The organism is Trueperaceae bacterium, from assembly GCA_036381035.1.
GTDB lineage: Bacteria > Deinococcota > Deinococci > Deinococcales > Trueperaceae > DASRWD01.
In genome coordinates, this window is the sequence record DASVDQ010000014.1 from 16,294 (window position 1) to 37,986 (window position 21,693).

The 21,693-nt window shown below is 74.1% G+C and carries 21 protein-coding genes and 1 tRNA gene; 2 read left to right on the forward strand and 20 right to left on the reverse strand.

All coding sequences use genetic code 11. The features are described from left to right. The first annotated feature begins 76 nt into the window (after nucleotides 1-76). Complete coding sequence (gene murA / locus VF202_01805) at nucleotides 77-1,372, forward strand: UDP-N-acetylglucosamine 1-carboxyvinyltransferase (GenBank protein HEX7038830.1); 1,296 nt, start codon at nucleotides 77-79, stop codon at nucleotides 1,370-1,372. Nucleotides 1,373-1,439: 67 nt separating this feature from the next. Here murA and VF202_01810 read toward each other — a convergent pair whose 3' ends face one another. The 17 genes from VF202_01810 to VF202_01890 all read right to left on the reverse strand — a co-directional run bounded on the left by VF202_01810 (nucleotide 1,440) and on the right by VF202_01890 (nucleotide 17,869). Beyond that, a complete protein-coding gene (locus tag VF202_01810; protein HEX7038831.1) occupies nucleotides 1,440-2,648 on the reverse strand; it encodes a glucodextranase DOMON-like domain-containing protein in 1,209 nt (402 codons plus the stop codon). Continuing rightward, nucleotides 2,645-3,997 carry a uridine diphosphate-N-acetylglucosamine-binding protein YvcK gene (gene yvcK, locus VF202_01815; GenBank protein HEX7038832.1) on the reverse strand — a complete coding sequence of 451 codons (1,353 nt, stop codon included), beginning with the start codon at nucleotides 3,995-3,997 and terminating at the stop codon, nucleotides 2,645-2,647. The genes VF202_01810 and yvcK overlap by 4 nt, the downstream gene beginning before the upstream one ends. Continuing rightward, nucleotides 3,994-4,872, reverse strand: coding sequence for an RNase adapter RapZ (gene rapZ, locus VF202_01820; GenBank protein HEX7038833.1), 879 nt, complete (start codon nucleotides 4,870-4,872; stop codon nucleotides 3,994-3,996). The genes yvcK and rapZ overlap by 4 nt, the downstream gene beginning before the upstream one ends. Next, complete coding sequence (locus tag VF202_01825) at nucleotides 4,869-5,540, reverse strand: SPOR domain-containing protein (protein ID HEX7038834.1); 672 nt, start codon at nucleotides 5,538-5,540, stop codon at nucleotides 4,869-4,871. Before VF202_01825 ends, rapZ begins: the two co-directional genes overlap by 4 nt. Then, entirely contained in the window at nucleotides 5,537-6,184 is a 648-nt protein-coding gene (gene hisH / locus VF202_01830; protein ID HEX7038835.1) for an imidazole glycerol phosphate synthase subunit HisH, read from the reverse strand. Before hisH ends, VF202_01825 begins: the two co-directional genes overlap by 4 nt. Then, nucleotides 6,184-6,774, reverse strand: a complete 591-nt coding sequence (hisB, locus tag VF202_01835) for an imidazoleglycerol-phosphate dehydratase HisB (protein HEX7038836.1) — start codon at nucleotides 6,772-6,774, stop codon at nucleotides 6,184-6,186. The genes hisH and hisB overlap by 1 nt, the downstream gene beginning before the upstream one ends. Then, entirely contained in the window at nucleotides 6,767-7,837 is a 1,071-nt protein-coding gene (locus VF202_01840; GenBank protein HEX7038837.1) for a histidinol-phosphate transaminase, read from the reverse strand. Before VF202_01840 ends, hisB begins: the two co-directional genes overlap by 8 nt. Nucleotides 7,838-7,884: 47 nt before the next feature. Beyond that, nucleotides 7,885-10,008, reverse strand: a complete 2,124-nt coding sequence (locus VF202_01845) for a tetratricopeptide repeat protein (GenBank protein ID HEX7038838.1) — start codon at nucleotides 10,006-10,008, stop codon at nucleotides 7,885-7,887. 64 nt (nucleotides 10,009-10,072) lie between these two features. After that, nucleotides 10,073-10,504: a cytidine deaminase gene (gene cdd, locus VF202_01850; GenBank protein HEX7038839.1), complete on the reverse strand. Its 432-nt coding sequence runs from the start codon at nucleotides 10,502-10,504 to the stop codon at nucleotides 10,073-10,075. Beyond that, nucleotides 10,501-10,875, reverse strand: coding sequence for a diacylglycerol kinase (locus VF202_01855; GenBank protein HEX7038840.1), 375 nt, complete (start codon nucleotides 10,873-10,875; stop codon nucleotides 10,501-10,503). Before VF202_01855 ends, cdd begins: the two co-directional genes overlap by 4 nt. A 5-nt stretch (nucleotides 10,876-10,880) precedes the next feature. Then, entirely contained in the window at nucleotides 10,881-11,276 is a 396-nt protein-coding gene (gene ybeY, locus VF202_01860; GenBank protein ID HEX7038841.1) for an rRNA maturation RNase YbeY, read from the reverse strand. A gap of 13 nt (nucleotides 11,277-11,289) precedes the next feature. After that, entirely contained in the window at nucleotides 11,290-13,329 is a 2,040-nt protein-coding gene (locus tag VF202_01865; protein ID HEX7038842.1) for an HDIG domain-containing protein, read from the reverse strand. Continuing rightward, complete coding sequence (locus VF202_01870; protein ID HEX7038843.1) at nucleotides 13,313-14,137, reverse strand: PhoH family protein; 825 nt, start codon at nucleotides 14,135-14,137, stop codon at nucleotides 13,313-13,315. The genes VF202_01865 and VF202_01870 overlap by 17 nt, the downstream gene beginning before the upstream one ends. A 107-nt stretch (nucleotides 14,138-14,244) precedes the next feature. Further along, nucleotides 14,245-15,216, reverse strand: a complete 972-nt coding sequence (locus tag VF202_01875) for a hypothetical protein (protein HEX7038844.1) — start codon at nucleotides 15,214-15,216, stop codon at nucleotides 14,245-14,247. 4 nt (nucleotides 15,217-15,220) lie between these two features. After that, nucleotides 15,221-16,192, reverse strand: coding sequence for a flotillin-like protein FloA (gene floA / locus VF202_01880; protein HEX7038845.1), 972 nt, complete (start codon nucleotides 16,190-16,192; stop codon nucleotides 15,221-15,223). Next, nucleotides 16,192-17,628, reverse strand: coding sequence for an NfeD family protein (locus VF202_01885; GenBank protein HEX7038846.1), 1,437 nt, complete (start codon nucleotides 17,626-17,628; stop codon nucleotides 16,192-16,194). Before VF202_01885 ends, floA begins: the two co-directional genes overlap by 1 nt. Nucleotides 17,629-17,793: 165 nt before the next feature. After that, nucleotides 17,794-17,869: transfer RNA gene (locus tag VF202_01890), tRNA-Trp, on the reverse strand. Nucleotides 17,870-18,010: 141 nt separating this feature from the next. Between VF202_01890 and VF202_01895 the strand changes: the two genes are divergently transcribed. Next, nucleotides 18,011-18,400 carry an iron-sulfur cluster assembly accessory protein gene (locus VF202_01895; GenBank protein HEX7038847.1) on the forward strand — a complete coding sequence of 130 codons (390 nt, stop codon included), beginning with the start codon at nucleotides 18,011-18,013 and terminating at the stop codon, nucleotides 18,398-18,400. Between the two features lie 77 nt (nucleotides 18,401-18,477). On the opposite strand, the gene gcvPB is transcribed toward VF202_01895, so the two are convergent. From gcvPB to gcvH, 3 genes are read right to left on the reverse strand one after another with little or no spacing between them, the layout of a single operon-like run. Further along, entirely contained in the window at nucleotides 18,478-19,929 is a 1,452-nt protein-coding gene (gene gcvPB, locus VF202_01900) for an aminomethyl-transferring glycine dehydrogenase subunit GcvPB (protein ID HEX7038848.1), read from the reverse strand. Next, nucleotides 19,922-21,271 carry an aminomethyl-transferring glycine dehydrogenase subunit GcvPA gene (gene gcvPA, locus VF202_01905; protein HEX7038849.1) on the reverse strand — a complete coding sequence of 450 codons (1,350 nt, stop codon included), beginning with the start codon at nucleotides 21,269-21,271 and terminating at the stop codon, nucleotides 19,922-19,924. The genes gcvPB and gcvPA overlap by 8 nt, the downstream gene beginning before the upstream one ends. Further along, nucleotides 21,268-21,654: a glycine cleavage system protein GcvH gene (gene gcvH, locus VF202_01910; protein ID HEX7038850.1), complete on the reverse strand. Its 387-nt coding sequence runs from the start codon at nucleotides 21,652-21,654 to the stop codon at nucleotides 21,268-21,270. Before gcvH ends, gcvPA begins: the two co-directional genes overlap by 4 nt. Between the last annotated feature and the right edge of the window lie 39 nt (nucleotides 21,655-21,693).

The following is a 21,693-nucleotide window of genomic DNA, read 5'->3' on the forward strand; positions in this document are numbered from 1 at the left end:
ACGATGTGGTGGTGCATCATCTCACATCACGCCGGTGCCGGGACTGTCAAGCTCGGGCAGAAGGCGAAGGGGCAGCGTGACCGACTCGAACGACGTCATGATCATCGCAGGCGGCAAGCCCCTGTCCGGCGTGCTGCCCGTCTTCCGCGCGAAGAACTCGGCCCTCTACCTGATGCTCGCCTCCCTCCTCACCGACGAGGAGGTCGTCCTGGAGGACGTGCCGCGCCTCGCCGACGTGCTCGTGCTCGAGGAGCTGCTGCGCCACGTCGGCGTCGATACCCGCTGGGAGGGCCACACGCTGCGCCTGCACGCGCGCAGCCTCCGCACCTGCTCGGCGCCCTACGGCCTCGTCAGCCGGATGAGGGCGAGCTTCGTGATCATGGGCGCGCTCGTGGCGCGCTGCGGCGAGGCGACCGTGCCGATGCCCGGCGGCTGCGCCTTCGGCCCCCGCCCCGTGGACAGGCACATAGCCGCGATGCGCGCCCTGGGCGTGATCGTCGACGAGGACGAGGGCGTGTTCCACGCCCGGCGCCCCGTGCGCCTGGAGGGCCGCGTCGCCTTCGAGGCGCCCACGGTGGGCGGCACCCAGAACGTCATGCTGGCGGCGGCCCTGGCCGACGGGGACGTCGTGATCGAGAACGCCGCCCTCGAGCCCGAGGTACCCGACCTGGCGAACATGCTCAACGCCATGGGCGCCAGGATCGAGGGCGCCGGCACCCGCACGATCACGGTGCACGGCGTGCGCAGGCTCTCCGGCGTCACCTTCCGCCCGATCCCCGACCGCATCGAGGCCGGCACCTACATGCTGGCCGCGGCCGCGACGCGCGGGCGCGTGACGCTCACCGACGTGGAGCCCGAGCACCTCACCGCCGTCATCGGCGCGCTGGAGGAGTCCGGCGTGTGCGTGTCGGTGGGGGAGGACGAGCTCACCGTCGACGCCACGCGCGGCGAGCCGCGCCCCATAGACGTGCGCGCGACCGAGTACCCCGGCGTGCCCACCGACCTGCAGGCGCCGTTCACCGCCTTCCTGGCCACCGTGCCGGGGCTGTCGAACCTCTCCGACGCCGTCTACCCCGACCGCTTCACGCACGTCGAGGAGCTATCCCGTACCGGGGCCGACCTCAGGCTCGTCGACAGGACACTCGAGGTGCGCGGCGGGCCGCTCCGCGGCGCCGCGATGCACGCCGCCGACATCCGCGCCGGCAGCGCCCTCGTGATCGCCGCGCTCGCGGCCGAGGGCACGTCCGAGATCGGCGGGCTCAGGTTCCTCGACAGGGGCTACGAGGCCCTCACGGAGCGCCTCGGCTCGCTGGGGGCCGCGGTCGTGCGCCAGGGCGCGCCCGTGCCCGCGGCGGCGGCCTACGGCGACTGAAACACCCCAAGCGCCGAGGCCCCCGGGCCACAGCAGCACCCTTAGTGCTGACCGGAGCCGGGGCCCGCTAGGCCTCTTCCTCGTCGCTGTGCTCCACGCGCAGCTCGCGGGGGCGGCTCGGCTCGCCCGGGACGAAGCCCGCTAGGTCGTCCTCCGCGGCCTCGTCCCCGTCGTCCGTCCAGCCGTCGCCCAGCGCTGCCGCCCGCGGTCCGTCCTCCGGCGGCTCGGCCGCGGTGCCGAGCTCCTCCTCCGAGCCATCCTCGGTCTCGCCCTCCGGGGCCGTCGCGTCCTCGCCCTCCGGCGCGGTCTCCGCTGCCGCGGCGGCCCCCACGGGCTGGGGCTGGACCGGGCGCACGTCCCCCTGCTCGGCACCCGACGTCTCCTCGACGGCCCGCTCGGCCGTACCCGGCGCCGCGCCCTCCTCGGAGGCCGGACCCGGCGCTAAGGCCGCGGGCTCCGCAGGCTCCAGCGCCGCGGTCCCCGGCGCCTCCGCCGCCACTTCGGCGGCCGACGCGGCGGGCACGCGGCGCCTGAGCCACAGGCCGAACAGCGCGATGACCACGCCGGTGAAGGCCAGCAGCAGCCAGGGCAGGCCGGTGCCGCGGGGGCGCACCGGCGGCTGCAGCAGGCCGCGCGTGAGCACGCGCACCTGCGTGTCTTGGTCGGCGGCGAGAACGTCGACGACGGGAGCGAGCTGCGCCGCGCTCGAGAACGACCACGGCGAGGGCGATGCGGAGAGCTCGCGCCAGTCTGTCGGCGAGAACGCGTCGTAGAGGCCGCTGACGGCGTAGACGTCGGCGTCGGCCCCGAGCTCCCATGGCAGGGTAACGACGAAGACGTCGCCCTCGATGGTCAGCGCCAGCGGCTGCCACGCGACGGGCGCGTCCTCGCTCGGCGGCGCTGACGCCCCGAACGCCCCGCGCGGCGAGATCCGCACGACGTGCTCCCAGCCGCGTCCGGCCGGCATCAGCAGCGCCGGGCCGCGGAGCGTGGCCTCGGCGCCCCCCTCGCCGGCGTCGACGTAGACGTCGACGACCACGCGGTTGAAGCCCGCGGGCAACGCGTCGCTCAGCTCGATCGAGCCCATCGCCACGGTGAGTGTCGTGGGCTCGCCCTCGGCCGCGCCGGGCGTGAGGGCGACCTCCTGGAGGTCGAACAACGAGGCGTTGGCGTAGGCGGGCGACGTGGGCGGCATGAGGGTGCCGTCGCCTGCGGCGTCGCCTGTCGGGTCGAGCAGCCTCAGCGCCGCGGCGGCGGCGAGGGTGATGAGGTTCACGTGTGCGCTCCCAAGAGGGGCGGGCGCTGCTCGGCGGCGGCCTGCGCCCTGGCTTCCCTGGCGATGCGGACCAGCGCCCGCGCCAGCAGCGCGCTGTCGTGCTGGGCGAGGTCGCCCTCGCACAGCAGCGGCAACGTCTCGACGGCGATGCCGGCGTCCTCGAAGCGCCGGCGGGCGAACCTGACGGGCTCGGCACGCTCGGCGGCGTAGGCCCTCAGGCGGCGCTCGTCGAGGGCCGTCTCGTTCACGACCACCAGGTCGGGTCGGCGGGCGCCGTGCTCCATGAGCGCCGCGACGTGGTCGAACGCGTCGAGGCCGTCGGTCTCGCCGGCCTCCGTCATGATGTTCGCGACGTAGACGACGCTGCCGCCGGCGCGGGCCAGCGCGCTCCGCACGCCGGGCACGAGCAGCGGCGGGATCGTGCTGGTGAAGAGGCTCCCGGGGCCCAGGACGATGAGGTCGGCCTCGAGGATCGCCAGCTCCACCTCGGGCAGCGTGGTCGGCGACGACGGGACGAGCGCGACCGACCTCACCGGTCCGTCCACCTCGCGCACGGCGCTCTCGCCGCGCACCACGGTGCCGTCGCGCTTCGTGACCTCGAGCGTCACCGGCTCGGTGGTGGCGGGGTAGACGGCGCCCGAGAGGTCCAGGAGCTCGTTGAGCACGCGCAGCGCCTGCCCGAAGTCGCCCTCGAACTCCCGCAGCGTCGTGATCAGCAGGTTCCCGAACGTGTGACCGCGCAGCTCGTCGCCGCGCTCGAAGCGGTGCTGGAGGAGGCGGCTCAGGCTCGACTCGCGGTTCGACAGCGCCGCCAGGCAGTCGGTGAGGTCTCCCGGGGCGGGCATGTCGAACGCCCGGCGCAGGCGGCCGGAGCTGCCGCCGTCGTCGCTCACGGCCACGACGGCGGTGAGGTTCGAGGTGTGCTCGCGCAGGCCCCTGAGGAGGTTCGAGGTGCCGGTGCCCCCGCCGAGGATCACGACCTTGGGCCCGCGCCCCAGCGTCACCCGCCGGTAGAGGAGCTCGGCGGCGTCCTGCGGCCGCGGCATCCAGTTCGAGAGCAGGGAGCGGTTCAGCCGTCCCACGGCCGCCGTGGCGATGGCTATGCCGGCCACGACCAGCACCAGAGACGTCCAGCCGCCCATCTGCCGCCAGGGCGTCGACACGAGGACGCTCTCGATGGGCTGGGCCAGCGTCTCGCGCCGCTCGTTGAACCACCACAGCACCGCCCCGATCACGCCGAGGACCATGACCAGCCCGCCCAGCACCGCCAGCGCCACGTGGCGCTTCACGCCCATGCCGGGGAGCAGCCACAGACGCCAGGCGTCTAGGCCGGTGCGCCGCGCCTTCATCCCGCCGCCTCCTCGGCCGGCTCCCCGTGCTCGCTCAGCGCCAGGTCGAGGTCGCGGTGCTGGACCACCGTGCGCAGACCGTCGGCCAGGTCGTGGCTGAGGCGCTCGGCGACCGCCACGGAGCGGTGCTGGCCCCCAGTGCAGCCGATCGCGACGGTGTAGGCGGAGCGTCCGGCCGCGCCGGCAGCCTGGCCCGTCAGCGTCCTCACCAGGCTGCGGAGCTGGCTGTACGTCTCCAGCGCCTCGGGCGTGAACACGTACGCCTGGACGCGCTCGTCGGTGCCCGGGAGACGGCGGAGGAACTCGTCGTAGTAGGGGTTGGGCAGGCCCCGGACGTCGAGCACCGTGTCGGCGTCGGTCGGCACGCCGCGCTTGAAGCCGAACGAGACGAGCCTCAGCAGGAAGCCGTCTCCGGTCTGGAAGCGCTCCCTGATCTTCTGCGTGAGGGCGCGGGCCGAGGTGGCGGTCGTGTCGATGACCTCCTGCGCGAGCCCCCGCAGCGGCTCCAGCGCCTTGCGCTCGGTGGCCAGGTCGGCCGTGAGCGTGCCCTGCGAGATCGGGTGCGTGCGCCGCGTGAAGTTGTAGCGCCGCACGAGCACGTCGTCGTTGGCGTCGAGGTAGACGACCTGGGGCGAGAAGCCGCCAGCCCTCAGGTCGGCGATCGCCCGCGGCGCGTCCGCGAGGTAGTGGCCGGCGCGTATGTCGATGCCCACCGCCACGCCCTTGACCTCGTCGGCGAGCAGCCTCACGAGCTGCGGCCAGAGCTGGGGCGGCACGTTGTCGACGGTGAAGAAGCCGATGTCCTCGAGCGCGTGCAGCGCGGTCGTCTTGCCCGACCCGCTGACGCCCGTGAGGACCACGAAGTGCGGGCTCACGAGCCCGCCCCCGCCAGCCAGCGGCAGGCGACCATGACGTCGCCGCGCTCGACGATCGCCACGCCGCCGACCCGTGCCACCAGGTGCCCAGGGCAGAGCACGACGTCCTCGCCGCCGTCCTCCAGCACCGCGAACGCGACACCGCCCACGCTGCGCTGCACCACGTCGCCGGTCGCGGCGGCGAGGCTCAGGCCCGGCGGGGGCTCGCCCTGCTGCACCATGCGCCAGCGCTCGCCGTCGTGCACGACGGTGGCGGGCACGCCGGCGACCGAGACGCCGAAGGCGACGGGCCCGGTGCCGTCGACGAGCTCCCAGTCGTAGCCGCTGAGGAACCCCACGCTCTCCTCGGTGCAGCCGGGTACGGCCGCGCCGGGGCTGAGCTCCACCGGCTGCGCGTCGGCGGTGACGTGCCCGCGGAGCGCCGCGGCCATCGCCTCGGCGGCCTCGCGGCTCGTGTAGCAGCCGACCCTCACGCGCACGAACTGGCGGCCCTGGTTCATGGCGAACTCGAGGTAGGAGGGGAACCCCAGCGCCAGGAGCTGCGCGCTCGCCGCCTGGGCCTCGCGGTAGTCGCGCAGGGCGACGACCTGCACGGCCCACTCGCCCTGTGCCGCGGCGAGGCTCAGGCTCAGCGCGGCCAGGGCGGCGAGGAGCCGCCGCGGGCTCACGCCGCGCTCCTTTCTGCCGCGGCCCGCCTGACGTTCGCCAGCACGCGCCAGCCCACGGCCTGGCTCTTCTCCGGGTGGAACTGCGTGGCGTGCACGTTCCCCAGGGAGAACGCGCTCCTGAACGTGGTGCCGCCGTAGCTGGTGTCGGCGCCGGGCGCCTGCGCGGCGGTGCCGTGCAGGACGGCGTAGTAAGAGTTCGCGAAGTAGGCGTAGGCGCCGGGCGGGACGCCGCGCAGCAGCGCCGGCTCGCCGGTCGGCCACAGGCGGTTCCAGCCCATGTGCGGCACCCTGACGCGCCCGCGGAAGCGCTTGACCTCGCCGGGCACGACGCCCAGGCCGGGGACGCCGGGGTCCTCCTCCGAGCCCTCGAGGAGAATCTGCAGGCCGACGCAGATCCCCAGGAACGGCCGGCCGGCGGCGATGTGCTCGCGCACCAGCGGCTCGAAGCCGGACGCCCTGAACATCGTGGCGACCTGGCCGAACCGGCCCTGGCCGGGCAGCACCAGCAGCTCGGCGCCCTCGGCCTGGCCTGGGTCCGTCGCGACGATCGGCGACAGTCCGGCCAGGGACAGCGCCCTCGCGATGCTGTGGATGTTGCCGGCCCCGTAGTCGATGACGGCGGTGCGCACCGCGGCCTGCGCCATCACAGCACGCCCTTCGTGGACGGCAGCGCGGAGTGGGTGACGCGCGTCGCGGCGCCCAGCGCCCGCGCGAACGCCTTCATGACGGCCTCGCAGACGTGGTGGGTCTCCTCGCCGGCCAGGACGCGCACGTGCACGGTGGCGCCGGCGTGGTTCGCGAAGCCCCTGAGGAGCTCGCGCAGGTGGTAGGCGCTGAAGCCGCCCACGTCTCCGGCGAAGCCGCGCGGCTCGAACGCCAGGTAGGGCCGGCCGGAGAGGTCGATGACCACGTGCGCCAGCGTCTCGTCCATCGGCGCGAAGGCGTCCCCGTAGCGCTCGATGCCCTCGCGCGCGCCCAGCGCCCGGCCCACGGCCTGTCCCAGCGTGATGCCGACGTCCTCGGCGAGGTGGTGGACGTCGACGTGCAGGTCGCCCTCGCCGGCGACCTGCAGCGCGAAGCGCCCGTGCCGCGCGAGCTGCTCCAGGAGGTGGTCGAGGAAGCCGTGCCCGGTGGACGCCGCGGGGGCGGTGGAGGCTGGCGGCGCGTCGAGGTCGAGGGAGACGCTCACGCGCGTCTCGCTCGTCGTCCTCTCCACGTCGGCGCGCCTAGCCACGGGCCGCCTCCACCGCGAGCACGCCCTCTAGCGCCGCGAGGAACGCGTGGTTCTCGCCGGGCAGGCCCACCGTCACGCGCAGGCAGCCGCCGAGGCCGGGCAGGTGGTCCTGGCGCCTCACGACGACGCCCCTCTCCAAGAGGCCGGAGTGCACGCGCTCCGCGTCGTCGACCCTGAAGAGCAGGAAGTTCGTGACGCTGGGGAAGACCGCCACGCCAGGCAGCCGCTCCAGCGCCGCCGCGAGCCTGGCGCGCTCGGCGCGCACGGTGGCGACGCGCGCCGCCACGAGGTCCTGGCGCTCGAGGACCGCCAGGCCGGCCGCGACCTGCACCGAGCCGACGCAGAAGGGGAGCAGGACCTTGCGCAGGTGGACGGCCACGTCCGGCGACGCGAGCGCGTAGCCGAGGCGCGCGCCGGCGAGGCCGGCCGCCTTCGAGAACGTGCGCAGGCGCACGACGCTGTCGAGCTCGCGCGCCAGGTCGTCGTGGTCGAGCCCGGCGAACTCGGCGTAGGCCTCGTCGATGACGGTGAGCCAGCGCCCGCTGGCGTGCGCGGCGCGCGCGAGGCGCGCCAGGCCCGCGGGGTCGAGCGCGTTGCCCGTCGGCGCGGCGGGGTCGGCGAGGAAGGCGACGCCGGAGCGCCCCTCCAGGGCGCGCGTCAGCGGCGCCTCGGGCAGGGAGAAGCCGGGTCCCAGCGGCACCTCGACGAGCTCGGCCCCCAGGACCCGCGCCTGCGCGGCGTAGACGGCGAAGGTCGGCGCCACGGTGAGCACGCTGCGCCCGATGCCGGCCGCGATGGCCAGGGCCTGGATCAGCACGTTCGAGCCGTTGGCGGTCACGACGCCCTCGGCCGGCCAGCCGTGCCGCTCGGCCAGGGCCCGCTCGAGGTCGACCGGGTGCAGCGGCGGGTAGCGGTTGAGGGCCGCGGACGCGACGCGCTCGGCGACGGCGCGCGCCAGCTCCGGCGCGTCGTCGGGCGCCTCGTTCTGGTCGAGCTTCACCGGCTGCGCGTGAGGCGTGAACCGGTAGGCCGGCAGGCGCCTGACTTCTTCCCTGATGACCATCTCGCCCATGCTAGCGCCGGGCCGCCGCGTGACGGCCCGCGGACGCCCTACTGCCCGGCCCGCTCGCGCGCCGTGGCGATGAGCTCCTCGAGGCTCGGCCCCAGGCCCGGGTCGAGCTCGACGGCGGTCTCGAGCTCCTCGAGCGCCTGCTGGTAGTTCCGCAGCGACATCTGGACCAGGCCGAGGTTCAGGTGCGCCTGGGCGTTCTCGCCGTTGGCGGCGACGGCCCGCCTGAGGTTCTGCAGGGCCATGTCGTAGCGGCCGAGCTGGAGGTAGGCGTAGCCGATGTTGTTGAGGACGATGTCGCTCTCCCCGAACGCCTCCAGGGCCGTCTGGTAGTCGGCGATCGCGCCGCGGTGGTCGCCGGTGAGCTGCCTGGCGTAGCCGCGGTAGAAGGCCGCCAGCGGGTTGTCCTCCTGCGCGGCCAGCGAGCGACCGAACGCGTCCCTGGCGGCGATGTAGTCCTCGACGTCGAGCGCGTAGAGGCCCTGCTGGAAGGCCACGCCGGCCTCCTCGTTGAAGGTCACGTCGGCGTCTCCCGTCAGCTCGGCCTGCTGCTCCAGCAGCGAGAGGCTGCGCTGGGCGAGCGCGTTGTCCTCGTCGAGCTCGAGGGCGCGCTGCAGCGCGGCGCGTCCGTCGTCGAGCCGGCCCATCCGCACGAGCGCCGTGCCGTAGAGGGCCTGGAGCTGGGCGTCGTCGGGAGCGTCCTGGGCGAGGGGCTCGAGCAGCTCGAGAGCCCCGGCGGCGCGCCCCGCGGCGAGGTAGACCTCCGCCAGCGCGCGGTCGACCTGCGGACCGGTGCCGCGCTGCGCCTCGAATACCTCCTGGGCGCCGCCCAGGTCGCCGCTGCGCGCCAGCGCCACGGCCAGCATGCCGCCCACCTCGCGGTCGTTCGGGTTCGCCTCGTAGACGGGCCGGAGGAGCTCGGCGGCCTCGGCCGGCCGGCCGGCCTTCACGAGCAGGTCGGCGCGCGCGACCTTCAGCTCGGCGCTGTCGGGGTAGAGCTCCTCGCCCTGGGCGACGAGCTCCAGGGCCCGATCGGCGTGGGAGGCGGGGAGCTGGCGGGCCAGCGCGTAGAGGGCGGCCGACCGGGACAGCGGGTCGGACACCGCCTGCGCGAGGTAGTCGAGGGCGCCGTCGGCCTCGTCGTTGCGCACCAGCAGGTCGACGATCGTGCCGCGGAGCAGCACCGACTCGGGCGCGTAGCGCTCGCCGCGGCGCAGCGCCTGCAGCCTCCGCACCGGGTCGCTCTCGCGCTCGGCGAGACGCAGGTGGGCGTCGACGAAGCGCGGGTAGGCGGCGATGGCGGCCTGCAGGTCGCCGGCGGGGTCGGCCTCGGTCTGCTCGGGCAGGGACGCGCGCCCCGCCAGCGCGATGGCGTGGGCCGGGTTCGTCTCCAGCGCGCGGGCGAAGGCGGCCGCGGCCTCCTCGGCCCGTCCGGCCGAGCGCAGCACGACGCCCGCCGTCGCCTGCACCTCGGCGTCCTCGGGCGCGGCCTCGGCGGCGCGGGCGGCGATGTCGGCGGCGGTCTGCAGGTCGCCGGCGAGCGCGGTGGCCTTGGCGTACTCGCTGAGCACCCAGGCCGAGTCGGCGTCGAGGTCGGCCGCCGCGGCCAGGTCGGTGACGTTGGCGCCCGGCAGGCCGGAGGCGGAGAGGCCGGTGGGGCCGAGGCTCGGCAGCGATGGGGTCTGCGCCGCCGCCGCGCGCACGCGCTCCAGGTCGGCGTCGGGGGCGACGATGCGCGCCACCTGCTCGGCGACCGCGACGGCCAGCTCGGACGGGTCAGACCCGCTGGCCTGGACGGTCTGCACGTCGCCGGCGATCTGGACGTTGACGGTGGCCTGCGCGCCGCCGCCGCCGAGCGACACCTGGCCGGTGACGAGCGCGCCGGCGTCGAACAGCCGGGCGACGGTCTCGTTCACGTCGGTCTCGGCGTCGACGGCCTTGTTCGCCACCAGGGCCACGTCGCCGACCGGCGGCGCGTAGACGTTGGGCAGCTGGTTCAGGGACCGCTGCAGGGCGGTCGAGAGGCCCAGTTGGTAGGCCTGCGTCGCGGCGGCCGCGTCGAACGGGAAGACAGCGACGCGGGTCACCTGCGCGGCGGCGAGGTTGAGGAGAGCCGCCCCCAGGACGACGAGGAGGCGGGTAGGAAAGTGCGCGCTCATCGGCATGTCGCGGCAGTATAACCAGCACCGGTGAGAAGGCTGAGGCCGGTGGAGAGGCGAGTTTATCCGTTCAGGACGGCAGCTTCTGGGGTCCGAACGCGCCGGGGATCAGCGCCTCCACCGTCGTCCTCACGGCCTCCCCGCGGTGGTTCACGAGGTACACCTCGGCGTCCGGCGCGAACTCGAACAGCACCTGTCGGCAGGCCCCGCAAGGCGAGGCCGGCTCGTCGGTCTCCGTGTACACCACGACCTGGCTGAAGCGCCGCCGCCCCGCCGTCACCATCGCCTGCACGGCCGACTGCTCGGCGCACCGCGTGAGGCCGAAGCTCGCGTTCTCGACGTTGGCCCCGGCGTGGACGCTGCCGTCGTCGGCCCGCACCGCCGCGCCGACGGCGAAGCGCGAGTAGGGCGCGTAGGCGTTGGCCTGGGCCCTCCTGGCCGCGGCCAGGAGGTCGGCGGGCACGCCGGCCGGCAACGCCCCGTTCGCCCGCCCGGCGCTCACGCCGCTCCCAGCCAGTCGCCCAAGCGCGTCAGCAGGGGAGGGCCGAGCACGACGAGCCCCACCAGGACCGCGCCTATGGAGGCCGTGAGCACCGCCGCGGCGGCCAGGTCCTTGGCCGTGCCGGCCAGCGGCTGGTGGTCGGGCGAGGCGAGGTCCACCACGGCCTCCACGGCGCTGTTCGTCAGCTCCAGCGCCAGCACCAGGGCGCTGGCGAGCACGATCGGCGCCGCCGGGGCTCGCAGCCAGGCGGCCGCCACGAGCGCGGCCAGGCCGATCGCGGCCTCGATGCGCAGGTTCGGCTGGGTGGCCCAGGCCCGCGCCAACCCGGCGCCGGCCACGGCGAACGACCTCCCTAGTCGGGCTCTGTCCAATACCATCACTCCTCCGGGGAACCGACGACGGCGCTGAGCAGGGCGACGGCCCGCTCCTGGGCTGCGACGAAGGGCCGCCACTCCTCCTCGGTGACGTGGTCGTGGCCCAGCAGGTGGGTGAGCCCGTGGGCCGCCAGCGTGGCGACCTCGGTGTCGAGGTCGTGACCGGCGGCGGCGGCCTGCCGCGCGGCGGTGTCGAGGCTGACGACGACGTCGCCGAGGTGCGGCACGGCGGGGAAGCCCACGTCGGTGGGCTCCGAGGTGGGGTAGGAGAGCACGTCGGTGGGTCCAGGCACGCCGCGGTCGCGCTCGTTCAGGTGCGCGATCTTCGCGTCGTCGACGAGGACCAGCGTGACCTCGCGCGCGCCCTGACCCCACTCGGCAAGCAGGTTCTCGAGCACGGCGGCCACCTCGCTAGCGCGTGGGTAGCGGCCTGTCTCGTCTATCGCCTCGACGGGCACCGCTCACCTCCTCGCGCCCCTTGGCGCCCGCCCCGCCCTCGCGGACGGGAGAGCCGTCGCCGACGACGCCGCGCGCGACCTTGAGCCCGCGGATCTCCTCGGCGCTGGGGTAGCTGACGCGGCGGTGCAGGACCGCGGTGAGCATGCGCTCGAAGGTGTTCGAGATGACCTCGAGGTCGGTGAAGTTCAGGTGGCTCTCGGCGAACTGGCCGTCCTGCTGCCTCTGCTCGACGATCCTGTCGATGAGCCCGCGGATCGCCGCCGGGCTGGGGTCCTGGAGCGTCCGCGACGCCGACTCGATCGAGTCGGCGAGCATGAGCACGGCGGTCTCCTTGCTGCGCGGCTTCGGGCCGGGGTAGCGGAAGTTCAGCTCCTCGACCTTCCCCTCCTCGAGCGCCCGCTTGTAGAAGTAGCTGAGGACCGTGGTGCCGTGGTGCTCGGCGATGAACGGCTCGAGCTCGCGGGGCAGGCCGTACTGGCGCGCCAGCTCGATGCCGTCGCGCACGTGGCTCGTCACGATCAGGTAGCTGAGGTGCGGGCTGAGGTTGTCGTGCGGGTTCTCGCCGCTGAACTGGTTCTCGATGAAGAACTGCGGCCGGCGCGTCTTGCCGACGTCGTGGAACAGCGCCCCGACGCGCGCGAGGAGCGCGTTGCCGCCGATGTTCTTCACGGCCTGCTCGACGAGGTTCGAGATGATCAGGCTGTGCTGGTAGGTGCCCGGCGCCTCGGTGACGAGGAGCTGCAGCAGCGGGTTCGTGGGGCTCGAGAGCTCGAGCAGCCTGAAGTCGGTGAGGAACGAGAACACGCTCTCGGCGACGGGCAGCAGGCCGAGCGCGACCACGCCGGCCAGCGCGCCCCCGACGATCACGAGGCCGGCGGCGGCCGCGGCCTCGGCCGTGCTCATGCCGCCGGTCACGAGCACCGTGGCGTAGGTGGCCAGCCCGGCGATCGCGCCGCCGGCGAGGCCGGCCAGGGCCACGGAGAGGCGCGTGCGCCTGGCCTGCACGAGGAGCGAGGCGGCGACGGAGCCGACCAAGGTGGCGATCAGGGCCTGCAGCGGCGCCGCCGGCACCAGCAGGCCGACCACCACGGCGGTCCACGCCGACCACGCCAGGCCCGGCGCGGTGCCCAGCAGCGCCGCGACGACGAGCGGGGCCAGCGGCGCGAAGAGGAAGTGCGGCGAGGCCTCGACGGCCAGCCGCTGCACGCCCACGACCACGGCGGTCGTGGCGATGAGGAACGCGAGCTGGTTCCCCGTGACCCGCGAGCGCACGTAGTCGCGCCCGATTACGAGGGGCGCCGTTAGCAGCAGGGCCAGCGCCAGGCAGCCGATCACGATCCAGACCGTCTGGGTGGCGGCGTCGGCGCTGGCGCTGTAGAGGCCCAGCCTGTCGAGCACGCGCAGGTGGTCCTCGGTGAGCGGCTCGCCCTCCTCGACGATGACCTCGCCGGCGGCGAGGGTCTGCATCACCGGCCTTATCGCCTCGGCGGCGGCGTCGCGCGCGGCCTGGGTCAGCACCTCGTCGGGCAGCGCCGTGGCCACGAGCCGGCGCTCGAGCACGATGCGCACCTCGCGCTGCCGCTCGGGCGGCGCGACCGCGACCGCCGCCTCCGTGACGTCGTCGATCTGGTCCGCGCGCACGCCGTTCGGGTCCTGGTAGGCGTCGATGACGACGGCCGCCGACTCGCTCGGCAGGCCGGAGGCGGCGATGCTGGCGATCACGAGGTCGCGCAGCTCGGTGTCGACGGTGTGGACGGTCTCGATCTGCGCCCTGGCGGCCTGCCGCTGACGCTGCGTGGCCAGGAGGTCGACGACCTCGGTCGCCACCGGGGCGACGAACGTCTGCGGGCTCGGCTCGCCCAGCCTCAGCGGCGTGCGCTGCCTCAGGCCGTAGACCGAGTAGAGCAGCAGCGCCAGCACCAGGGCCAGAGCCGTGGCCAGGAGCCAGAAGCCCGTCTGGGAGCGCCTCTTCCTGTCAGGCGTGCTGCTCATAGGCCAGGATGATCTGCGCGACCAGCGGGTGGCGCACGACGTCGGCCTTGCTGAACTCGATGAAGCTGATCCCTTCGATGTCCCTGAGTATCGACCGGGCGACCTTGAGCCCGCTCTGCACCGAGCCGGGCAGGTCGACCTGCGTCGTGTCGCCGGTGACCACGACCTTGCTGTTGAAGCCCATGCGCGTGAGGAACATCTTCATCTGCTCTGGCGTCGTGTTCTGGGCCTCGTCGAGGATGATGAAGGCGTCGTTGAGGGTGCGTCCGCGCATGAACGCCAGCGGCGCCACCTCGATCGTGCCCTGCTCGAGCAGGCGCTCGACCCTGTCGGCCGGCAGCATGTCGTAGAGCGCGTCGTAGAGCGGCCTGAGGTAGGGGTCGATCTTCGCCTGCAGGTCGCCGGGCAGGAAGCCGAGGCGTTCCCCGGCCTCCACGGCCGGGCGCGTCAGGATGATGCGCTTGACCCGGTTCGCGCCCAGGGCCTCCACGGCCATCGCCACGGCCAGGTAGGTCTTGCCCGTGCCGGCCGGACCCAGGCCGAAGGTGATGGGGTTGTCGGCGATGGCCTTCACGTAGCGTCGCTGGCCGGCTGTCTTGGGCCGCGCGCGTCCGGGCAGCCGCGGGGCGTCGGTCGCCTCGCCGTTCCCGGGGGCCTCGGCGGACCCGTCGAAGGCGCCGAACTCGATCTCGGCCAGGCTCGGCTCCGAGCCGCTGCGTATCGCGTCGAGCAGGCTGCGGAACGTGGCCTCCGCCTCCCTCACGGCGGGCTCGTCGCCCACGAGCTTGAGCTCGTCGCCGCGCGCCACCACCTTGGCGCGGAGCTTCTGCCGGAGCAGCTTCAGGTTCTCGTCGTTCTTGCCGTACAGCGAAAGGGCCTCGGCCGGGCTCTTCAGCTTCAGTGTCAGTGAGGTCGCTATCTTTCCCTCCAGTGGCGGAGCGCCCGCGGGCGGCTCAGCACCTCGTGCCAGACCAGGCCGGCGAGGATGCTCCCCCTGTCCGTACGCAGCGCCCAAGCGCGGCCCAGTGTAGCCCCACCGGGCCCCGCGACCGGTCGCATGCCGTCGACGGGCGGCTCCTTGCCGATCTCGGCCGCCGCGGCCCTGGCGCTGCGCCTGTCGCGCCGCGAGACGCCCACCAGGGGCGCCACGGAGGGGCGCGGTCCGCGCCGGCCGCCCTCGCGGCCGAGCCCGCCGACGGTGGGCGGGCGGCCCCCCACGCCCTCCACGCCGCCGACGCCCTCGACCCCGCCCATGCCCTCGCGCCCCAGGACCGTGGCGCCGCGTCGCGAGGAGGGCGGCGCGCCCTCGCGCCCCAGGATGGTGTCGGAAGGACGCTGCCCGGGCGGCAGGGCGCCCTCCCGCCCCAGGATCGCGTCGGCCGGACGCTGCGCGGGCGGCGGGGCGCCCTCGCGGCCGATCACGTAGCCGCCGGTGGGGTAGGCGTCGGGGACCGCGCCCTCCGGCCCGATGACGTACCGCTCCGCCGGCTGCCCGGCGGCCTCCGGAACGCCACCGCCCGCGGTCCGGCCGAGGTCGGAGAGCCGGCGCTCGGGTGCGCTCACCAGCCGGCCCTCGAACGGGTCGCTCGACACCAGCGAGCCGGGCCTGGCGGTGCTGGCCCGCGTGCCGGCCGCCTCGCGCAGGCGCGCCCGCTGCTCCTCGCGCCTCTGCGCCTCCTCGACCCGCCTCCTTATCTCGGCGAGCGTGACCGGCGGCTCGTCGGCGCCGGTCGACGCCGTGGGCGCCCCGGCCCCGCGCCCCTGCCCGGCGGAGCGCCCCGTCCCCGGACGCGTGCGACCCCGTCCGCCCCTCCGCGCCCCCGAGAACAGCGGGAGCACGACGAAGACGACGAAGAACAGGACGCCGAGGATCGTGTCGAGGTCCATGGCCTCAGGCGCCGTCCTCTTCGGCGGCGCGGGCGATGTTCCCGCGCATCGTCGTGTCGGACTGGATGTTCTGTAGCTGGTAGTAGTCCATCACGCCGATGTTCCCGGAGCGGAACGCCTCGGCGATCGCCAGCGGCACCTGCGCCTCGGCCTCCACGACCTTGGCGCGCATCTCCTCGACGCGGGCCCTGTTCTCCTGCTCGGCGGCGACGGCCATGGCGCGGCGCTCCTCGGCCTTGGCCTGGGCCACGCGCTTGTCGGCCTCGGCCTGGTCGGTCTGGAGCTGGGCGCCGATGTTGCGCCCGACGTTCACGTCGGCGATGTCGATCGAGAGGATCTCGAACGCCGTGCCCGAGTCGAGGCCCTTGGCCAGCACGGTCTTCGAGATGATGTCTGGGTTCTCCAGCACGCCCTTGTGCGACAGCGTCGAGCCGATCGACGAGACGACGCCCTCGCCGACGCGCGCGATGATCGTCTCCTCGCCGGCGCCGCCGACCAGGCGCTCGAGGTTCGCGCGCACCGTGATGCGCGCGGTGGCGATGAGCTCGATGCCGTCCTTGGCGACGGCCGAGACGTTCGGCGTCTGGATCACCCGCGGGTTCACGGAGACGCGCACGGCGTCGAGCACGTCGCGTCCCGCGAGGTCGATGGCCGCGGCCCTGTCGAACGGCAGGGCGATGCGCGCCTTGTCGGCGGCGATGAGCGCGTCGACGACCCTGTCGACGTTGCCGCCCGCCAGGTAGTGGGCCTCGAGCTGGTTCTGGCTGACCTCGATGCCCGCCTTGTCGGCCTTGATGAGCGGCAGGATGATCCGATGCGGCGGCACGCGCCGCAGGCGCATGGCCACCAGGCTGACGAGGCTCACCTTGACGCCGGCGGCGATCGCCGATATCCACAGCCCGATCGGGATGATCGAGAAGAGGATGATGAAGAAGAGGATTATGGCGCCGGCTAGGATGATCAGCGGTACGTCCATCAGCTCTCCTCACGGCCCGGTCCGGCCGGGTCTGAGTCTGCGGCGAGCGAGTCGCCGCCTTCAGCGGTGGCAGCGCCGCCCGAGGCGGCCTGGTCCGCGTCCACAGCACGCACGGTCACGCGGTTGCCCTCGACGCGCAGCACCCTGATGCGGCTCCCCGCGGGCACGTAGTCGCCCTCCGAGACGACGTCGACCCGCGACGAGCCGAACCGGGCCACGCCGGCCGGCCGCAGGTCGGACAGCGCGGTGCCGACCGCTCCCAGGAGGTCGGGGACGTCCTCGGCGATGACCGTGGGCCCGGTAGGCGTGGCGAGGCGCGTCGACAGCCTGAACGCCGACGCCACCCGGCTGTTGGGCAGCATCCACAGCAGGACGGCCAGCAGCACGCCGCCCATCAGCGCGCCGTAGCCGATCACCGAGAGGCTGTTCTCCTCGAAGATGCGCACGACGGCGAAGACCATCGCGACGAGCCCCAGCACCCCGGCCAGGCCGAACCCGGGCAGCACCAGCACCTCGACGGCCAGCAGCACGACGCCGGCCACGAGCAGCAGCAGGTCGACGGGTCCGGCGGGCGTGGCCACGAACGCCGAGTAGGCGAAGGCCGCCAGGGCGACGACGCCGATCGCGCCCGGCACGCCGAAGCCGGGGGAGAAGATCTCGATGAGGAGCCCGCCGATCCCGACCACGAGCAGCACGGCGGCGAGCAGGGGCCGGGAGAGGAAGGCGCCGAGGCGCTCGCCGAAGGTCGGCTCGAGGCGCTGCACGGGCACGCCGCCGTAGCCGAAGCTCTCGAGGGCCTCGGGCACGGTGGCGGCCTCGACGTCGGCGATGCCGTGCTCGACGGCCTGCCTGGCCGTCAGCGTCACGAGCTCGGTGGCGGTGGAGAGCCCGGGGATCACGACGCTCTCGTCGACCATGCCCTCGGCCACCGTGGCGTTGCGGCCGCGGGCCTCGGCCACGCTGCGGAACTCGCCCCGCAGCGCCGACGTGAACTTCTCGTCGACGGGCGCGATGCCCGTGGGCGTGGCGAGGATGGGCAGCGCGGCGCCGATCGAGGAGCCGGGCAGCATCGCCAGGCGCTCTGCGGCCATGGCGATGAGCGCGCCGGCGCTGAAGGCGTTCTGCACGACGGCGATCGTGGGCACCTGCGCCTCGTGGAGGATCAGTCCGACGATGTCCTGCATCGCGTCGACGGAGCCCCCCGGCGTGTCGATGTAGAACGCCAGGGCGAGCGGCCGCTGGTCGTTCGCGCGCGCGACCCTGGTGCGGACGATCGCCGTCGTGGCGGTAGTGATCTCGCCCTCGATGGGGACGAGCCACACCTCCCCCAGGACGCCGGCGGGCGGCGGCTGCGCCACCGCGGGCGGAAGCGCGAGGAGGGCCAGCAGCGTCAGCGCGGCCACGAGGGCGCGCGGCGCCGGACCCGGGGTTCGCATCACGCGGTCAAGATACCACCCCTCGCGTCCCGAACGGCCTCCGCGGGGCGTCAGCGCGCGGCCCCGTCGGGGCGTGGCCACGGACGCTCGACAGGCCGGCGGGTCCCTGGCCGGCCCACGATGGGGAACGGCGCCCCCCGAGGACGGGGAGCGCCGTGCAGCACGTGGCGGGGGCAGTAGGACTCGAACCCACGACCTACGGTTTTGGAGACCGCCGCTCTACCGACTGAGCTATACCCCCGCGGGCGGTCGCGCGCCGCTACCGGCGGCCGAAGACAGAGTATACCCCGCGCCCGCCGGCACGTGTGGCGGCCAAGGGGGTCGTCGCCGAGGAGAACCCCGCGACGGAGGACGCCCCGCGAGGCGTGCTATAAGTTCCGGCATGCAGGCTGGCACCGAGGTACTCGAGCGCGTCACCTTCACCGAGGCCGGCGCCCGCCGCGCCCGCGAGCTCCTCGCCGGCAGCGGCCTCCCCGGCGCGGCCGTGCGCATCTTCGTGAAGTCGGGCGGCTGCAGCGGCTACCAGTACGGCATGAAGATCGACGACAAGCGCCTGGAGGGCGACAGGGAGTTCGAGTCGAACGGCGTGCAGCTGGTCGTCGACCAACGCTCCTGGCCGCTCCTCCGCGGCAGCGAGGTCGACTTCGTCGAGAACCTCATGGGCGGGGGCTTCAGCGTGCGCAACCCCAACGCCTCGTCCGAGTGCGGCTGCGGGCACAGCTTCCGCACCGACGGCGCCCCTCCGCCCGCCGAGGGCGGCAGCTGCGGCTAGGGCCGAGCGCCGGAGAAGGACCAGGGGCGCCCCGCCGGGCGCCCCTTCTCGTGCACGCGTCGCGTGGGCGCGCCTCATCAGGCGGCCTCGTCCTCCGGGAAGCGGTAGCGCAGCACCGGCTGCCTCGCGGCCTTGACCTCGTCGAGGCGCCTCACCGGCGTGTCGTACGGCGCGCCGTGCAGGTAGTCGGGGTCCCGCGCCGCGCGCTCCAGCACCTGACGCAGGGCCTCCACGTAGGCGTCGAGCGTCTCGAGCGGCTCCGTCTCGGTCGGCTCGATCATCATGGCCTCCTTGACCGTCAGCGGGAAGTAGACGGTCATCGGGTGCATGCCGTGATCGAGCAGGGCCTTGGCGACGTCGAGCGTCCGCAGGCCCTCGGGGGGCTGCGCCACGAACTCGTGCATGTTCACGCGGTCGAAGGGCACCCTGAAGCCGAGCTGTTTCAACCTCACGCGCAGGTAGTTCGCGTTCAGGACGGCGTAGCCGCTGACCTGCCTCAGGCCCTCGCGGCCCAGGGCCCTGATGTAGGCGTAGGCGCGCACGAGGTTCCCGAAGTTCCCGAAGTGGCTGCGCATGCGGCCGATGGAGCGCGGGCGGTCCTCGACGGCCACGTACTCGTCGCCACGCCTCTCGATCACGGGGACGGGCAGGAACTCCGCGAGGCGCGCCTTCACGCCCACGGGCCCTGTGCCGGGCCCGCCGCCGCCGTGGGGCGTCGTGAACGTCTTGTGCAGGTTGAGGTGCACGACGTCGAAGCCCATGTCGCCGGGCCGCACGCGGCCGAGGATCGCGTTGAGGTTGGCGCCGTCGTAGTAGAGGAGGGCGCCGGCGGCGTGAGCGACGCGGGCGAGGTCGAGGATGCGCCGCTCGAACAGCCCTAGCGTGTTCGGGTTCGTGAGCATCACGGCCGCCACGTGGGGGCCCATCTCAGCCTCGTAGGCCTCCAGGTCCACCTCGCCCCCGGGGCCGGTGGGCACCTCGCGCACCTCGTAGCCGGCCATCGCCGCCGTGGCGGGGTTGGTGCCGTGGGCGCTGTCCGGCACCAGCACGACGCGCCGCTGCTCGCCCTCGCCGCGCGACTCGTGGTAGGCGCGGATCATCAGCACCCCGGCGAGCTCGCCGTGCGCGCCGGCGGCGGGCTGGAGGCTGAAGGCGTCCATGCCGGTGATCGCGCACAGGTCGCGCTGGAGCTCGTACATCAGCTGCAGCGCGCCCTGGGCGGTCTCCGGCGCCTGGTAGGGATGAAGGTCGGAGAAGAGCTTCGCGGCCTCCTCGTTGACCTTGGGGTTGTACTTCATCGTGCAGGAGCCGAGCGGGTAGAAGTTGGCGTCGATCGAGAACTGCCGGTGCGCGAGCTGGGTGTAGTGGCGCACGAGGTCGAGCTCGGAGACCTCCGGCAGCCGGGGCGGCGCCTCGCGCAGGTTCTCCTCGCCCAGGGCGCCGGCCAGGTCGAACCGGCGCGGGGCGGGCGGCTGGGCGCCGCGGCGGCCGGCCTTCGACCGCTCGTAGACGAGGGGGAAGTCAGCCACGGGCCACCGCCGCGGGGCGGCGCGCGCCCACCTCGTCGAGGGCCGCCACCAGGGCGTCGATGTCCGCGTCGCTCACGCGCTCCGTGGCCGCGAGCAGCACGGCGTCGCCGAGCCCGAACTCCTCCGGCACCGGCACGCCGGCGTGGACGCCGCGCTGCGCCAGCGCCGCGCGCACCTCGTCGGCGGGCCCGGCCACGGGCAGGACGAACTCGGCGAAGAAGCGGCTGCCCGTGAGCGGCGCGAAGCCGGCCGCGGTGAGCCGCTCCGCGAGCGCGTGCGCGCGCTCGACGGTGCCGGCCGCGACCTCGCGCAGGCCCTCGGGGCCCAGTGCCGCCACGTTCACGGTGGCCATCAGCGCCGTGAGCTGGTGGTTCGTGCAGATGTTCGACTTCGCCTTGCTGCGGCGGATGTGCTGCTCGCGCGCCTGCAGGGTGAGCACGAACGCCCGCCGGCCGTCGACGTCGGTGGTCTGGCCGACGATGCGGCCGGGGAACTGACGCAGCAGCTCCTCGCGCACGACCATGAAGCCGAACGTGGGGCCGCCGAAGGAGGGCGGGTTGCCGAGGGTCTGCCCGTCGCCGACGGCGACATCGGCGCCGTAGGCGCCCGGCGGCGCGAGCAGGGCCAGCGAGAGCGGGTCGACGACGGCGACCATCAGCGCCCCCGCCGCGTGGGCGGCGTCGGTGAGGCGACGCATCTCCTCGAGGTAGCCGAGGAAGTTCGGCTGCTGCACCAGCACGCCGGCGACGTCGTCGCCGAGGGGCAGGTCCGCGGTCGTGAGGGGGGAGAGGTCGGCGACGTCGATGCGGACCCCGAGCGGCCGCAGGTACGTCTCGACGACGGCGCGCGTCTCGGGATGCACGCCGCGGCTGACGACGACGCGGTCCCGGCGGGTGTGCCGCACGGCCAGCAGCGCCGCCTCCGCCGTGGCCGACGCCCCGTCGTACATCGAGGCGTTGCTGACGTCGAGCCCCGTGAGCTCGCACATCATCGTCTGGTACTCGAAGGTCGCCTGCAGGATGCCCTGCGAGACCTCGGGCTGGTACGGCGTGTAGGCCGTGACGAACTCGCTCTGCAGGGCCAGGTGGGGCGTGACGCTGGGGATGAAGTGCCGCCTGACGCCGCCGCCCAGGAAGTCGGGCCCGCGGGTGCGGTTCCTCTCGGCCAGGGAGCGCATGTGCTCGAGCAGCGCGGCCTCGTCCATGCCGGGCGGGAGGTCGATCTCCGGGTCGCGCAGCTCGGCGGGCAGGTCGTCGAACAGCTCCCCGATGGAGCCCGCGCCGATGGCCTCCAGCGCCCTGCGCTCGTCCTCCGGCGTGTGCGGGTGGTAGCGCACGCTCACCCCTCGGCCAGGGTGGCGGCGTAGGCCTGGGCGTCGAGGAGCCCCTCGTACTCGTCCTCTGCCGACGGCGCGAGGCTGAACAGCCAGCCGTCCTCGTACGGGCTCTCGTTGATCGCCTCCGGCCTGGTCTCGAGCGCGGAGTTCACGGCGACGACCTCGCCGCTCACCGGGGCGTAGATGTCGGAGGCGGTCTTCACGGACTCGATCACGGCCACCGCGTCGCCCTTGGCGACCTTGCGCCCGACCTCTGGCAGCTCGACGAAGACGACGTCGCCCAGCTGGTCCTGGGCGTAGTCGGTGACGCCCACGACGACGGTGCCGTCGTCGTCCTTCCGCGCCCACTCGTGGGTCTCGGCGTAGCGAAGGTCGTCTGGCGTTCTCATGCTGCTGCTCCTCCAAGCCGCGCTCGCCTCCGCGGCGCG